This window comes from Ruegeria sp. SAZD013 (genome assembly GCF_059612525.1).
The window spans coordinates 619011-634006 of record NZ_JBXWQT010000020.1 but is presented as its reverse complement, the minus strand read 5'-3'; the positions used below and the strand labels follow the sequence as shown (position 1 = coordinate 634006).

At 55.7% G+C, this 14996-nt stretch carries 16 protein-coding genes; 5 read left to right on the top strand and 11 right to left on the bottom strand.

Annotated features, from left to right (window positions below):
* Positions 1–2 precede the first annotated feature (2 nt).
* The 6 genes from AC2FLU_RS09335 to AC2FLU_RS09310 form a co-directional block, all read right to left on the bottom strand.
* The gene (locus AC2FLU_RS09335; RefSeq protein WP_496715614.1) at positions 3–1229 is read right to left on the bottom strand and encodes a CpaE/TadZ family protein; all 1227 of its coding nucleotides are present in this window, start codon (positions 1227–1229) and stop codon (positions 3–5) included.
* On the bottom strand, positions 1229–1876 hold the full coding sequence (locus AC2FLU_RS09330; RefSeq protein ID WP_480603432.1) for a TadE/TadG family type IV pilus assembly protein: 648 nt from the start codon (positions 1874–1876) through the stop codon (positions 1229–1231). Before AC2FLU_RS09330 ends, AC2FLU_RS09335 begins: the two co-directional genes overlap by 1 nt.
* Entirely contained in the window at positions 1873–2370 is a 498-nt protein-coding gene (locus AC2FLU_RS09325; RefSeq protein ID WP_480517257.1) for a TadE/TadG family type IV pilus assembly protein, read from the bottom strand. Before AC2FLU_RS09325 ends, AC2FLU_RS09330 begins: the two co-directional genes overlap by 4 nt.
* Positions 2371–2383: 13 nt before the next feature.
* Positions 2384–3922 (bottom strand): pilus assembly protein TadG-related protein, encoded by a 1539-nt coding sequence (locus AC2FLU_RS09320; protein ID WP_480493051.1) that lies wholly within the window; start codon positions 3920–3922, stop codon positions 2384–2386.
* An 8-nt stretch (positions 3923–3930) separates the two neighbouring features.
* On the bottom strand, positions 3931–4890 hold the full coding sequence (gene cpaB / locus AC2FLU_RS09315) for a Flp pilus assembly protein CpaB (protein ID WP_480553697.1): 960 nt from the start codon (positions 4888–4890) through the stop codon (positions 3931–3933).
* A 135-nt stretch (positions 4891–5025) separates the two neighbouring features.
* Complete coding sequence (locus tag AC2FLU_RS09310) at positions 5026–5190, bottom strand: Flp family type IVb pilin (protein WP_267367933.1); 165 nt, start codon at positions 5188–5190, stop codon at positions 5026–5028.
* A 646-nt stretch (positions 5191–5836) separates the two neighbouring features.
* Here AC2FLU_RS09310 and AC2FLU_RS09305 point away from each other — a divergent pair.
* Positions 5837–6553 carry a helix-turn-helix transcriptional regulator gene (locus AC2FLU_RS09305; RefSeq protein ID WP_480517253.1) on the top strand — a complete coding sequence of 239 codons (717 nt, stop codon included), beginning with the start codon at positions 5837–5839 and terminating at the stop codon, positions 6551–6553.
* 473 nt (positions 6554–7026) lie between these two features.
* On the top strand, positions 7027–7212 hold the full coding sequence (locus tag AC2FLU_RS09300) for a hypothetical protein (protein ID WP_480473092.1): 186 nt from the start codon (positions 7027–7029) through the stop codon (positions 7210–7212).
* Between the two features lie 236 nt (positions 7213–7448).
* Here the strand turns inward: AC2FLU_RS09300 and AC2FLU_RS09295 are convergent, their stop codons facing one another.
* A complete protein-coding gene (locus AC2FLU_RS09295) occupies positions 7449–8702 on the bottom strand; it encodes a hypothetical protein (RefSeq protein ID WP_496808750.1) in 1254 nt (417 codons plus the stop codon).
* Between AC2FLU_RS09295 and AC2FLU_RS09290 the strand changes: the two genes are divergently transcribed.
* The 3 genes from AC2FLU_RS09290 to AC2FLU_RS09280 are packed head-to-tail and all read left to right on the top strand — an operon-like array spanning position 8674 to position 11299.
* Positions 8674–9246 (top strand): PepSY domain-containing protein, encoded by a 573-nt coding sequence (locus AC2FLU_RS09290; protein ID WP_496808751.1) that lies wholly within the window; start codon positions 8674–8676, stop codon positions 9244–9246. The two genes, AC2FLU_RS09295 and AC2FLU_RS09290, sit on opposite strands and share 29 nt — an antisense overlap.
* A 38-nt stretch (positions 9247–9284) precedes the next feature.
* A complete protein-coding gene (locus AC2FLU_RS09285) occupies positions 9285–9944 on the top strand; it encodes a response regulator transcription factor (protein WP_480473086.1) in 660 nt (219 codons plus the stop codon).
* Positions 9944–11299 (top strand): ATP-binding protein, encoded by a 1356-nt coding sequence (locus AC2FLU_RS09280; RefSeq protein ID WP_496808752.1) that lies wholly within the window; start codon positions 9944–9946, stop codon positions 11297–11299. Before AC2FLU_RS09285 ends, AC2FLU_RS09280 begins: the two co-directional genes overlap by 1 nt.
* 125 nt (positions 11300–11424) lie before the next feature.
* Here the strand turns inward: AC2FLU_RS09280 and AC2FLU_RS09275 are convergent, their stop codons facing one another.
* The 4 genes from AC2FLU_RS09275 to AC2FLU_RS09260 all read right to left on the bottom strand — a co-directional run bounded on the left by AC2FLU_RS09275 (position 11425) and on the right by AC2FLU_RS09260 (position 14905).
* Positions 11425–12606, bottom strand: a complete 1182-nt coding sequence (locus tag AC2FLU_RS09275) for an ammonium transporter (RefSeq protein ID WP_496811951.1) — start codon at positions 12604–12606, stop codon at positions 11425–11427.
* 210 nt (positions 12607–12816) lie between these two features.
* Positions 12817–13284: a CinA family protein gene (locus AC2FLU_RS09270; protein ID WP_480517247.1), complete on the bottom strand. Its 468-nt coding sequence runs from the start codon at positions 13282–13284 to the stop codon at positions 12817–12819.
* Positions 13281–13778: a phosphatidylglycerophosphatase A family protein gene (locus AC2FLU_RS09265; RefSeq protein ID WP_480517245.1), complete on the bottom strand. Its 498-nt coding sequence runs from the start codon at positions 13776–13778 to the stop codon at positions 13281–13283. The genes AC2FLU_RS09270 and AC2FLU_RS09265 overlap by 4 nt, the downstream gene beginning before the upstream one ends.
* Positions 13775–14905, bottom strand: a complete 1131-nt coding sequence (locus AC2FLU_RS09260) for a bifunctional 2-C-methyl-D-erythritol 4-phosphate cytidylyltransferase/2-C-methyl-D-erythritol 2,4-cyclodiphosphate synthase (RefSeq protein WP_480624460.1) — start codon at positions 14903–14905, stop codon at positions 13775–13777. The genes AC2FLU_RS09265 and AC2FLU_RS09260 overlap by 4 nt, the downstream gene beginning before the upstream one ends.
* Between the last annotated feature and the right edge of the window lie 91 nt (positions 14906–14996).

The window sequence follows — 14996 nt, the reverse complement described above, 5'->3', positions numbered from 1 at the left end:
CATTATACAGTTTTTTGTGCGGCTGGCCGGGTGCCTTCGGACATGGACGCAGCCAGTTTCGTCAGGGCCTTGCCAAGGTCCGAATGCGGCTTCATGTCCACAATCGGTCGTCCCAGATCGACCGCGTTTCGCGCAATCTTGGGATTGTCCGGCAGCCAGTGCTTCAGTTTCGTTTCCAGCACCTTTTCAGCCTCGCGAACATGTGCAGGTTTGATCAACGTCTTCCGCTCGCGGTTCACGACAACCTCGACCGGCAGGGCCACGTTCGCCTCGCGATAGAAATCGATCAGGCGCCGGGTCTGGCGAACGCATGGAACCGTGGTGTCAGTTACCAGCGCCAGTTGGTTCGCGCGTTTGAAAATGGGTTCGACCCATTCCACAACGGCACAGGGCAGGTCGATGACAACATAATCGTACCGGCGCTGAAGCAGGTCGAGCATCCCTTCGATCAGGCCCGGTCGTATGGACTGAAGCGGAACCAACGGCGCGGGCGCGCACAACACATCAATACCGAGCGCGTGGTTCTGAAGGATCGACGTCAGGAAATGATCATCCGGCTCTTCCTGATTTTCGATGAGTTGGAGGCATCCCCCGTTATCTTCAAGATCGAGAAACACGTTCGCGTTTCCGAATTGCAGATCAAAATCCAGAAGCGCGACGCGGTTTTTCGCCTTTTTCCTCAGGAAGGATCCTTTCCCGCCCACCAGCGAGCAGGCAAGGTTTACCGCGACCGTTGACGCTCCGATCCCACCGCGGGATTTTGCAACCGGAATGACGGTGCCAAGGGCAGAGGGACCATTTTGAATGAATCCCTGCGGAAGTGATCGGGAGGAGATTTTTTCTGCTACCGCAGCTTTCAGCCCATCCTCATCAATGGACAGGGGCAGAACTTCGTCGATGCCGATTTTCCGCAACTCGCGGGCGACCGAGATCGAAACGTCATTCTGCGTCAGCGCGACAAATAAGGTGTCATCTTGCCGATGGGTCAGGAGGTCTTTGACGGCCAGAACCTCGCCCGCGTCGCAGGGGTCGATTTCGAAAATAACCAGGTCATGCTTGAATGCCAGATTGCGCGCCGTACCGTTCAACGCTTTGAACGAACCCGCATTCTCGGAGATTTCGTTGTTTTGACCGGCGGGAAAGGCATTGGCGACCACCTGAGCGACGGTTTCGCTTTCAGATACAAGCATGACGGAATGTGAATTGAGACTAGAAACGTTCTTAACCATTAACCTGACTCTCCTGATGCTAGGTCTTCGGCAGGCAGCGAAACGCTGAAATTGGAAAACCCGGCTGTTGAAGGAATTGTGCTGCTGGTCGCGCCTGCGGCGTTTGCAAGTGCGGCCAGCGGCGACACGAACTGAAAATCATTCAGGTTCAGCTCAACCGTGACCATGGGTGTGTAAGGGCCACCCAGGAAGCCCAGATTGGAATTGAAATCATAGGAAAACTGCAGGGCGTCAATCGTCGTGCCGGGGGGCAGCAACGGGTTGATGCGCCCCCAGATTTCAGATGCTGTGGTGTTGGCGGCGTCACCCGCACAAGGTGGCGTTACCGGGTCGGCACATACGCCAGCCGACGCACTGCATGGGGTGCCAAAGCGAGGGGACAACGCGGATGTTCCCCGCGTGTGGGTTTGTGGAACACCCGGACATGCCGCAGGGCGCACCACAGCGATGCGCGCCGCCAGCTGTGCCGCCTTCTGCGCGTTCACTCCGCTGTATGACAGCCGACCAAAGTCCAGCAATGCCAGGAACAGGAAGGAAAACAGGGACACCACCACGGCAAATTCAACAAGAACCCCACCATTTTGGTCGCGCAGCAACGTGTCCGCGACCTGGCGCCAGGTGGCGCGATTATTCCGCAACCATGTCATTGGCCAAATATCCGCGATGTGTCAGCGACGTCGGTGGTTATCGATGACGCGCCGCTGCCGAAAAGCTTCAGAATGCCCCCTAGCGGAAACTGAACGGTGATATTGGCGCTTACCTGACCGACAGGCGCCGGGTTCATGCGATACGTGCCGGACACGCAGGATAGGCTGGGCGTTACCGAGTTGACGGTTATGCTGGGCGGAAACAGGCTGTTGCCGTGAATGTCACGCTCGACAATCCCTTTCAGAGTTGTGCTGAGCCCCGCGACTGTTCCGCCAGACGAACAGATATCCGAGGGCGTGACGCGCGACATGTATCGGCTGGCATCCCGGACCCCGGCAATGACCGACTGGTACGACCACATAAGGCGTGCGGATTCCAGGGTTACCGCCAACAGCAGCAGCATAATCGGCATGACAAGGCCAAACTCGACAAGGATCGCGCCATCTTCGTTTTTGGCGAAGCGTTTGAAAGGGGATCTGAGGCGAATACACATGAACACTCTGCCCCTATCGATACAACTGTACGACGTCGCGAAAGATGCCGCCGAACCCGTTGCCGCCGCTGCCAACACCGGTCACATCGGGGAAACCGACGACCTCTCCGTGGATGTCGAAACTGGGGGGCGAGCCGCCGTCATCACCCACCGGTTCAGTCAGGAACACGGCAACAAATTTTGTGACTGGAACTCCGGTAGTCGAACCGGAAACCGGGTTTTGCGCGCAATCAACACCAGCAGCCGTAACAACGCGCCGCGCCGGGTCTTCGGACATCTGGCTGGAACACATCGGGCGTCCGGTTTCAGCAAGCGAAGGGTCCAGAATGGAGTTTGCGTTCGGCGGCGCGTGAGGGTTTGTATTTCCGTAGGCTATTTCCCTCAGATACATTCCGTACCGCGTCCCGGCGAAAACGGTATCCGACCCGGACAGCGCGGGCAGATGCGAGTCGCTGCCTATGCCGTCGGCAATCCCATCTGCCAGATCGTGGTTTCGATTAAGGTATCCGGTTCGATCCCAGTTGCCGTCGCCGAAACGGTTGTTTCCGCCGCATGTGCCCGCAGTCATGCACAGGTCGCGCCCCAGACCAGTTGTATCAGGGGTCGTCTGTTCATTTCCCTGAATGCAAGCGCCGCCACCGTTGCTTTCAATCCCCTTGATCACATTTGGTGCGGGCGCGAAATCGATGTTGTTTTTCTCACCGTTGAGAACCGAGCGGTAGATGTCAAAGCGGACGTTGAATGCAGCATTGGTAATGCCGTTTTTCTGGCCGGGTTCGGTGTTCAGACCATTGGTCAGAACACATTGGGTGATCTGGCTTTGCGCCGCGATCAGACAGGCCAGTTTATTGCCCCCTTCGTCGGCACACACACCCGAGCTGTCTTGGAAATTCGCCAGATCAATAAAGCCGAAGTTACCCGGTCCCCAGGCCGTTCCGTTGCCGCCGCTGCGCAACAGGATCTGGTCGCCCACAGTCAAAGTGGATTCCCAATTCGGGGGCAGGCAGAACATCAGGGGTGAGATATCGCACGCCGCTTTCGAGTATCCGGCCACTGCCTCGGCTGAAACGCTGGCAGCAGAAAACCCAGCCCCACCAAGCATTTTGTCCAGCGCCGAAGCCAGGCTCATCGTCAGGGATTTGGGTGTCAACACGACTTGCGCGAACCTGGCCTTCCGTGGATCAGTTGTAATATCTGCGCCAAGCGGGGTCAGATCCGATGCCGGAAGCGCCGAGTGAAACAAGAGGGTATAATCCGACGATCCTGAAAGCGTGGTTGCCCCGTTCGCGAAGGTCTGGCTGTCGCTGACAAGATTTGCTGCTGCATTTGTGGCGCGTGTAATCGCGTCTGGTTGGCCGTCCAACTCTCCCGCTGCGGCCAAAGCCACGTTGTCGGCAAATGACTGCAGCTCTGCATGTGTCGAATTCAACCGGCCAACGTCCAGCGTGATCGCAAAGAACCCGAGGAATGCGACCAAAGCTGTGCCCCACAGGATCGCGACGGTGCCGTTCTCCTCTTGGGCGAATGCGGATATGATTGCATGTGCTCGCATGGCTGAACTTATTGACCAGGTGTCTGACTGACTGTGATTGGGCGAATGCGGGGTTTGACGCGCGGCATCGCGGACGCCGGCGCAAGGTGCGCATCTTTTGGGGTATCAGGTTGCAATTTGGCGGCGGGCGCGGCTTCTGTTTCCTGTTCCGCTTCTTCCTGTTGCCGCTGGATGGTCACAACCTCGGTCTCGGTTCCCCGGCGCAGCTTTACAGTGGGTTGAATATCAACCTTTTCTGCAGGTCCTTCCTCCTGCAGCAGATCGCGCAGGCGAACCATCTCCATGGGCTCATCCTCGACGCTGTCCAGGGTGCGCAGTGTAAGGCTCAGGGTTCCGGCCTTTTGAGCCAGGGCCAGACGTTGACCTTGCTGCGGGGTCACTTCCACTGTGATCGTGCGGGCGACCTCAGGCTGATCGCTTAATTCTTCCGACTGCTGGTCTACGCCAATGACGCGAATATTCTGCAAGATGGTGACCGCGCGCAGGTCATGCTTGGCACCTTGGGTCAAGACGATATCAACGTGATCGCCCGGGGTAACAAAACCGCCCACGGCCGTTACAGCATCGACCTCGATTGCCATGGCGCGTGTGTTTTCCCCCAACTTTTGAACTAGGGTGACTTTTTCACCAAAGTTCGAAACCTTGGAAAGAAGCATTACTTCGCCGGGATAGAACCGGCCCTTGGCGCGCCGCAGCTGACGGCGATTGTTTGGAACAAGTACATCAATATCCGTGAAAACTCCGGCCGGGAGCGCCTCGCGCGGCCAGGGATGAATTGTGACGTCGTGCGCTTCGATCGTTTGACCAAAAGCAATTTCTGATCGGGCCACATAGATCTCAACCAGATCGGCATCTGGCGAGACACCGGCAGTGCTTGTCTTAAACTGAATGTGATCTTTCGCCAGGTAAACGGAACCGGACGCTATCGCAATTCCAAACAGTGTAGAAATGATTGGCCTGATACGCATCACTCTCTCCAACAATTACGTTCTGAAATATGGAACTTCGGTCGTCTTGCTTTCGCGAAATTCCTGGCGGTGAACTCTGCGCCGCAACAGTGGCACGGCGGCGCAGAGTTCAGTATTTTGGTAAGTGTGTTTGGGTCAGCAGGTCGCGCTACCCAGAGCAGCGCATGCACCAGTCACGTTTGTGTTGGTGGTGGTGCCCAGGTACGAGAATGCGCCAACTGCAATCGACGCCACGACCAAAAGAGCCAGGCCATATTCGACAATTGCTGCACCGCTTTCATTCTTAACAAACTTCTTCATGAATTTAGTCATTATTTCCCCCAAATAGGTTAGACGTTTTCAGCGCTCCATATTCTTGAGCGCAAGCCAGGCGAAAATGCATTAGCTCGGGAATCAGAATAGAATCGCAGGAGATGCGTGACCTCCTTCAAAGGTAACTGAAATACAATCAAAGATTGAAAGATTTTAAAGTAATAAATTCTATGGGAGATTACTTTTAACCCTGCATTAACAACCTATTAACATACGGCGAATCGCCTTTTTTCGAAACAATGAATTGAGTCGGGTCGCAATTGTGAGCAGGATGGTTGTTGATTTTTACTGAACGGTCAGGCAATCGCGGATTGGTCCCGTGCCGATTGTTGGTGATATGGTTCATAAAAACACATTAAAAACAGATAGATAAAGTTTTGTAGTAGTATTTGTTTGAAAACTTTCCGCGCAGACAAGCCAGATAATTCCGGTTGCTGTGGCTGCGTAAGGGGCACAAGTTAGTTGTTGTAATCCGAACCTGTTTGTTTGGTCGGTCTGTTTGGTTGAATGGTTAATTGTTATGAGTGTTAGTTTTTTAAAGAGCGCTCAGGCGAGGGAGAGTCTGGACTTTGTAGTGGAGTGGACTCAGGCCCTGTGCGGTAATGGCTCCTTGTCTCGATCCGTAAATTGTTTAATGCGCCTGGTAAATGCTGATGCGGTTCTAATAGTCAGAACGCAGAAAAAAGGTTGGAAGGCAAAGCACATTGCGCGCTGTTGTGTTCAGCTGGGAAAAATCTGGCCTTCACAGCCGCAAACGCAGGCCGAACTGGTTATTGGGGAGTGTATATCAACTGCAAGAGCGGGTTCAGTCTGGAAACTATCAGACCTGGTGTTTTCCGACGCATCACCAATGTCCCATTATCGGCCTCAAAAGCCTGAAGGGCTGGTGGAGGTTATCCTGATTCCGCTGGACGTAGCCGGGGCGCAGGTCGATTACATCGAGCTTCATTACAGTATTCGCCCGCAGACCTTCGAACTTGATCTGATAAGTGCGCTGGCTCCAACACTTTCATCTGGCTGGAGTAAACGCTTACCCGGAACGGTTGCTGCCAATTCCGAAGTTCTTCGGGGTCACCGGTCCAGATACGACAGCAACAATCGCTTCGTTCCAATCCTTGATCCAAATAACCCAGCCGAACTCAGCAGATGCGAGTTTCGGGTATGTGCGATGATGAAAGAGGGAATGACAGTGAAGACAATCTCGGAGACTTTGTCCATTGGCCCGACGACGGTTCGTTCGCACTTAAGTTCCATATTTTCCAAGACAGGGGCAACGAGCCAGATCGAGCTTTTGCATCTATTGAACCGAAGCGTTGATGCTGACAGGGGTTTTGCTCAGATCGCGGGTTAGCGAACCGAATGGATTGCTACCAGGACGGTCTGAAGACCTTTCCTTGATCTTTTTTTTGGATCTATCCGCCGTCATGGTCTTACCTTTTGTCGTGCCACGCCGGTCGAACAACTGCTGAACTGTGTCGTAATTTCGTCGGCTGTTTTGTAAGTTTCTTTTTTTCGGCCGCAATTTTGCCCTCTATTGCGGTGTAGGGAATCTGACTCGTTCGCTTTGACGATCTGCCACTTTCGTGCGGGGAAACAACCCTACGGAGTAGGGGGAGTTCGCCTGATTTTTCTGTTCGTCCCACTTGATCGCAGATACAATAGAAGGAATTATTCTTTTTTGTTAACGGCTTAGTCTTTGTTCATGATTTCGCGACAACATTAACATAATGTGAACAATGTATTCTCTGAGTGTTCAACTGGTTCGGGGCATACTAATCGCACAGGCCGGGCAAACCACGTCCGGTTGAATGGAAGGGGAACAGCATGATCAAGACTGCTATTGAGGTTGCGCCGTATGCATGTGCGACAATGCAACCCCATAATCCCGTCATGAATGGCGAAGTTTCAAGCAATACAAATTCGAGCAGCAGTCGCTTCCCTCCTATCGAAAATGCACTGACAGAAATCGTAAATAACAAGCGACTTGAAGAGGCGAACCGGGACTTCTGAAGATCAGAACGTCCGATAGATTTCCAGATCAACATGATCAGGGAACGATAAAGCCCGCTCCGAATTGGAGCGGGCTATATTTTTTCTCAGTAACCTTTGCCAACTTGCGTAGGGCATGCGCGCAATACAACCTGGCGGTCAGGATCTTTACGAGAAAGTCGGGCCAGCCAAACGGCTGGTAATCACTTAGCTGGCCCGGTCTTTTGCCCACTTCATAAGAATGAAGGCAAAAGCTGTTAGCTATCCAGTCCGAGCATTGCCTTTACAGCAGCCTCGACCTCGTCGGTGACGGGTTTGTTCGCAGCGTCTTCCAATGCCGCGCGCTCATCGAGTGACTGCTGCTCAACGGCGTCAGTCAGGTCTTCGACGTCTTGCACGGCTTCCTCATATTCCAAGGCTGCCTGTTTTTCGGCATTCAGGCTGTCAGCGGTATCTTTGGAAGCCTGCAGATCATCGTTTGCGTCCTGAAGAGCGTCCTCGATATCAGGATCGGTGCCTCCCGCGTCTGCCAGCTGCTGTTCGAGATCATCGACGATGTCCTGCTTTTCCTGAACATCGGCCAGCGCTTCCTCAAGGTCGTCATTGATTTCGGCGCTGGAGCGATCCGGCGGGGTCATATCATCCAGAAGGTCTTGTTTTTCGGCAAGTTCAGCTCGGATGCTGTCGCCAGCCAGAACCGTATCGCGATAGGTTGCAATGCGACCGACGCGCGAATTCGGTGCAGCGTTCTGAAGGGCCTTCTCACTTGCGTTGGCTGCGTTCAGTGCACCCAGTTCTGAAGGGTGGACACCCAGTACGGCAGCCAGTTTATTCCCCTTCTTATGGGAATCGGTCAGGTCCGTTTCCTCGACCTGAACCTTGGATTTTGTCGCGTGCGCGGCCGGTGCGGTCTTGGTCTGAGTTTTCTTGGACTTCTTACCGGTAAACAGCTCTTTCAAAGAGAACGATTTTCCCTTCGAGGATTTTGACTTCGAACCCTTTGCGCCAGAGGTTGTGCGCCCCGACTTACCGGCGGATTTTGAACCACCACTTTTGGTCGCCCCATTACCACCGCCGTTGCCTTTGCCATTTCCGGCGTTGTCGCTGTTTCCATTACCGCCGCCGTTTCCTTTACCGCCACCATTGCCTCCACCGTTGCCATTGCCGTCTTTGGCGTAGGCCACATCTGGAAGGGCAACTGCCGCCACGATAGCAGTGGAGCCCAACATTGCGATTGCGAGAGCGGAGGCCTTCAGCACGCCGGTCAAATTGGTTTTCATAGCGATCCTCGTAGGTCGAACGCGAGTTTCATTTGGGCCGGCAGAGTATTTCGCGGTCAGCACACACGAAAAACCGCTAGCCGGAATCAATATCTGACAGGTGCTAACTAAACCGATCATCATTGAACCCACGCCAAACTGGTCGTTCATCGCCAGTTCATGTTGAAATCGGTAGATTGTTAAGGTGGTTGCGCAGTAAAGAGTGCCGAAGATGAAGAAGCTCTTGACCATCTTGTTTCTTGTTGCCGTTCTCCAGCCCGGAGAAGGCGATGCAGCCGTTCGTGAGCTGAAGCAGGCGGAGCTGCGCAAAGCGACAACCACTGGCAACGCTATCCGTCTTCAGGACGTCATCAAAGGCGTCGAGCAGGTCTTTGGCGGAACGCCCATTGATGCGCGTGCTTTTCAGGCCGACAAAGTTTACTACCGCGTGCTGGTCAAAAAACCGAACGGGAAGATTGTTAGTGTTATTGTTAACGCAAAAACCGGCGTCGTCGTTTCCAACAGGTCCACGATCGGCAAACAAATCACAGAAGCGGCGAAATCTGCGCACGGAAACTCGGCCAATGCGAAATCTCAAGGCAAGTCTTCTGCCAACGCAAACGGGGGTCAAAGCGGCAACCGTGGGAACAGCGGTGGCGGTCACGGCAATTCTGGCGGCAATGGTGGAGGCAATTCCGGAGGTAACGGTGGCGGCAATTCCGGAGGCAACGGTGGTGGCAACTCTGGTGGAAATGGCGGCGGCAATTCTGGCGGAAACGGTGGTGGTAAAAAGTAATGGTTAAACTGCCATACGCACGCCTATAATTCCTAAGTATGAGAGTCTTACTGGCAGAAGACGAACCGCACCTTTGCGAGCAGATCAAGAAACTGTTGAACGCTGAAGGTCGGGTCGTAGACATTGTGAACAGCGGCCTGGAAGCTTTGCATCTGGGCGCAACAGAACCTTATGACATGATCATCCTCGATATTGGATTGCCGGAACGTGATGGCATTTCAGTTCTACGGGAATGGCGCAGTGCGGGTATCAAGACACCTGTGCTGATCCTCACGGCCCGCGATGGCTGGAGCGAAAGGGTCGACGGGTTGGACGCAGGCGCGGACGACTACATGACCAAGCCGTTCCATATGCCCGAACTGGCAGCGCGGGTCCGTGCCATCCTGCGGCGGCAGAGCGGCCAGTTGAATCCCGTCGTTGAAATGGGAAATGTTGTGCTGGATACCCGCAACGGGCGTGTGACGGCGGATGGCGTGCCCATCGACCTGACCGCCCAGGAGCTGGCTGTTCTCACGTATCTGGCCCATAATATTGGGCGTATGATCTCAAGGACCGAACTGTCAGAGCATATCTACGAATACGATGGAGACAGGGACTCGAACACCATCGCCGTCTTCATAACCCGTCTGCGCAAAAAACTTGGCCCTGATCTGATCACAACGATTAGGGGCCGCGGATATATGATCGACTCTGCCTGATGTTATCCCTGCGTCAACGGGCTCTACTGGGGGGGATCGCGTCGGGTGCCCTTTCAGTGGGTGTCGGTACGCTGGCCGTGTTCTCGTTCATTAATGCTCGCGTTTCAGACAGGTTTGATACCGCACTACTTGATCGTCACACGCAACTGGTCGTTGGGTTGAGCGTTACGACCCATGATCCGGATGCGCTGCGGGATCTGATGTTCGATCCAGCCTATGGCACACCGTATTCCGGCAGATACTGGCAAGTCAGCAACAGCGAAGGCGAGATCTTTACGTCGGCTTCCCTGTTCGACGAAGTCATTGCCGACCCCCCCGGTAACCCTGATGTAACGACGCTTTGGAACACGCCCGGTCCGGAAAGCGAAGCTTTACGAGGAGCCTTTCAGAAAATTACTTATGAGGATGGTACGGTCTGGGGGGTAAGCGTTGCCGAAAGTCAGGCCCAGCTTGTCGCGGAACGTCGCGCTGCACAACAAAACCTGCTTCCGGTTTTTGCGCTGGTCGGTCTGATCGGTGTCGTTGGATCGCTACTGCTGACGTCAATCATCCTGACGCCACTCAGAAAGCTGCGGTCGGATGTGGCGCACCGTTGGGAACGGGACGAAGACCTTAGACCAGGCGATTATCCAGAAGAGGTGTCTCCTCTGGTCGAGGATTTGAACCAGCTCTTGCGCCGAAATCGGGAAATCGTATCAGGATCACGTCGTCAGGCGGCAGATTTGGCTCATGCCCTGAAAACACCTACTGCGATCATGCGCAATGAACTGGTGCTGTTGTCCGAAGCGGGAGGTTCTACGGATACTGCTGTGGAAGCTCTCGACCGCATTGACGCGCAACTGGGCCGGTCTTTGGCCAGAATGCGGGCGCTGAACACTGCAGACTTGACCCATTCTCGTACTGATCTGTCTCATTCGATTGATCGACTGGCGCGGCTGTTCACGACCATGGCCGAGCGCGATGGAAAGTCATTGAAAATTGAGCGCGACCCGGGTCTTTGGGTGCGTATGGACGCGCAGGATATCGAAGAAGTTTTGGGCAACCTGCTGGATAACGCTGTCAAATGGTGCAAACACAAGGTCCGTTTGACGGCTAAGAGGACCCAGAACGGGATCGAAGTTGTGATTGACGACGATGGCCCGGGAATTCCTCAGGACGCTCACCGCGAGGCGCTACGTTCCGGGGGAAGGCTGGATACTTCTGTCTCGGGCAGCGGCCTTGGGCTGGCTATAGCGGTTGATCTGCTGAAGGCTTATGACTGCCGGATTGAACTGGGGGCATCCGGTTTTCTAGGCGGTTTGGAATGCCGGATCGTTATACCAAAAGGAACCAACGCGCATTCTGCGTCAGGCTGATTTTTTGCCCTGAAGGTTCAGGGTGGTTTGGGTGTGTCGTAAGTGGACAAGACGCGAAAACAAGAAAAGCGGACCCATGACAGGTCCGCTTTTGCCCTTGCGGGCGACAGGCAGCCAAGGTGGGCTTAGCTGCTCATGTCGTAGGCCCGTTCACCATGTACCGAGAGGTCGAGGCCATTTGTCTCGGTCTCGGCGTTTACGCGAAGTGGTGTGATCTGTGCAACCAGTTTGACCAACACAAACGTGACAACTGCCGTGAAGGCACCCACGATAACCAGCCCACCCAACTGGGCGGTCCATGTGCCAAGGCCAAACAGGGCGATCATGATGGTGCCGAAGATGCCTCCGACGCCATGTACCGCGAACACGTCCAGCGTGTCGTCGATATTCAGCTTGTTGCGCACCAGACTGACGGCTTCCTGACACAGAATGCCCGCAACAGCACCGATGATGAGGGCCTGAACCGGACCCACAAAACCCGAAGCGGGCGTGATCGAGGCCAGACCTGCAATTGTTCCGGTAACAAGACCCACCATCGAGGCTTTGCCAAATCGGATGCGTTCCCAAAGCGCCCATGTCAACGAGGCAGTAGCGGCGGACAGGTGGGTAACGGTCATCGCCATCGCAGCACCTCCGTCCGCGGCCAGTTGCGAGCCGCCATTAAAGCCGAACCAGCCGACCCACAGCATCGCGGCGCCCACCATGACATAGCCGGGATTATGCGGCGGGGTCGTGCGGTTGCGGCGCGGGCCAAGGATGACGGCGATGATCAGGGCTGCCAGACCAGCGGTTTCGTGCACAACGATACCACCTGCGAAATCACGCACGCCAATGTCGCCCAAAATACCACCATCGGCCAGCATTCCACCGCCCCAGATCCAGTGAACCACCGGCGCATAGCACAGCAGCATCCATAGCGCCGAGAAGGTCAGTACAAAGCCAAAGCCTACCCGTTCGACATATGCGCCCACGATCAGGGCCGGGGTGATGATGGCAAAGGTCATCTGAAAGGCAAAGAACAGGATTTCCGGTAGAGTGCCAGCAAGGCTGTCCACATCAACACCGTTGAGGAAAGCCTTGCCCAAACCACCCCAAATCCCACTTTCACCGGGCCCAAAGGCGATGGAGTACCCGGCCACCAGCCACAGAATGCTCATCAAACAGGCAATGGCAAAGCAATGCATAAAAACGCTGAGCACGTTTCGGGCACGTACGAGCCCGCCATAAAACAAGGCCAGCCCCGGCAATGTCATGAAAAGGACCAGTGCTGTAGCAACTATGATCCAGGCTGTATCGGCTCCATTCATGGGCCGCTCTCCTTTTCCCTGCATGGTTTCCCGGGCAGGTCATCTGACAACGCTCCGGGGTCGAGTGAGTGTATGTGCAGAGCCTTGAAGCGGAGGGCAGGTGAGGAAAAAAGAGGCAACACCCAAATTGGTCGCCTATTTTGTCGCCTTTTGTTCAAGTGATGACAGTTTTGGCGGCTATGGGCAGATAATGCCCAAAAATCGTGCGCGTTATGAAAGGCCAGTCAGAAGCAACGCCAGCGCATGATCCCGCGCGGCGCGGCGCACCGCATCCCGCCCTTGCGCGCCAAACTCAATCGTTTCGGTTTGGGTTTCCCGGCCTTCTCTTGCCAGTCCGAAACATACGCGCCCTTCGGGTTTGAACTCAGACCCGCCCGGCCCGGCAATGCCGGTAATCGCGACGGCAAGCTGCGCTTGTGAGTTGCGCAATGCGCCTTCGGCCATTTCGCGAGCGACCTGCTCGGACACTGCGCCGAAAGCCTGCAGGGTTTCTGCCAGCACACCCAGCATGTCCTGTTTGGCCCTGTTGGTATAGGTAACAAAACCCCGATCCACGACGGCCGAACTACCGGGTATATCCGTCAGGGCCGCAGCGACCATACCGCCGGTGCAGCTTTCCGCTGTCGCGATCACAACGCCCTGCGCCTTGGCGCGGTTCAGCAGGTCGGGCACGTTCATAGGCCCAGAACCCCGTGCGCGATGCCTGCCAGAACCATCACGCCAACGGCTGCGAAAATACCCGCAATCACGTCGTCCAGCATCACTCCAATAGGATCGCCGCGACGATCTGCCCAACCGACGGGGCCGGGTTTGGTGATGTCGAACAGGCGAAACAGGGCGAACCCGGCAACCCAGCCGGGCCAGAGGGCGGAAATGTCGATCCCATGCGCCCAGGACGGATATGAGATCGCCCAGAGTGCAATGAACTGGCCCGCAACTTCATCAATGACGATTTCCGACGGGTCGTGATCGTCCTGACCGTCGGTCATCACGCGCGTGGCCCACAGGCCGCCTGCGAACACCACGAGCGTTGCGATTGCCAGCAATGGGAATCCGCCCAGCGTGTGCAGGACCCAAGCCATCGGCAGCGCGGCCAGCGAACCCCAGGTGCCGGGGGCAGGGCGTATATATCCGATGCCGCCAACGGTGCCAATCAACTGCGCCGCGTTCATGATTTCACCAGACAGGCCGTCGCAAGCGATGCGATGCCTTCACTGCGACCGGTGAAGCCCAGACGCTCGGACGTGGTGGCCTTGACCGAGATCTGATCGACGCACAAGCCCATGATTTTGGACATTTCTTCTCGCATGGCAGCGGCGTGAGGGCCAATCTTCGGATATTCACAGACCAGCGTGCAATCCACGTTCGAGATGCGATATCCCATCTGTCCGGCCAATTCGACCGCGTGACGCAGAAAGATCTTGCTGGCGGCACCTTTCCATTGTGGATCCGAGGGCGGGAAGTGCTGCCCGATATCGCCTTGCGCCAATGCGCCATAAATCGCGTCGGTTACAGCATGCATCCCGACATCTGCATCCGAGTGCCCCTGCAACCCGCGATCATGGGGAACCTTTACACCGCAAAGGACAACATGATCCCCGTCGCCAAATCGGTGCACGTCATAGCCGTTGCCAAGTCTTACATCCATATCCATTCCCATGATACGTTCCGCCCGGGCAAAATCCTCGGGGCGGGTGATCTTCAGGTTGTCCGCATCGCCCGGTACGATGCAGACATCTACCCCCGCAGCGCGTGCAACCTCAACATCATCAGCAGCACCGCCCGGATGCGCCGCATGGGCGGCGGTGATGGTGTCATAGTGAAAGCCTTGCGGTGTTTGCGCCGCAAACAGGTTGCTGCGGTCTTGTGTGCCAGTCACGGCCCCGCCTTGTCCTATCCACAAGGCGTCAGTCACCGCCAGTCCGGGGGCGGCGGCCTGATGTGCATCCAATGCGTTCAAGACGTCCTGAATGGTGCGCAACGAAACGCAGGGTCTGGCAACGTCATGAATCAGGACGCGCTTCACGTCGAGGTGCGCCAGGGCCTTCAAACCGTTGCGCACAGAACCCGTGCGATCTGTGCCGCCCGAGGCGAGGATCAGATCGGTATCACGAAACTCCTCCCAGACCTGAGTGTCTTCGTCGGATAAGACCAGAACGATATGGGCGACCTGTCCGCGGAACCGATCGATTGTCCAGTCTGCCACGCGGCGTCCTGCAAGGCTGCGCCACTGTTTTGGGACATCGCCCCCTGCGCGTAGGCCGCGGCCTGCGGCGACTATGATGGCAGCTGTGGTCATGCCGCGCGCCCTCCATTTTGTTGCGTTTGTTTAGGCGGCGGTGATTGCAGAGGCAATCACCTATGGTCATGTGATTAAAAAATAGGCAGTT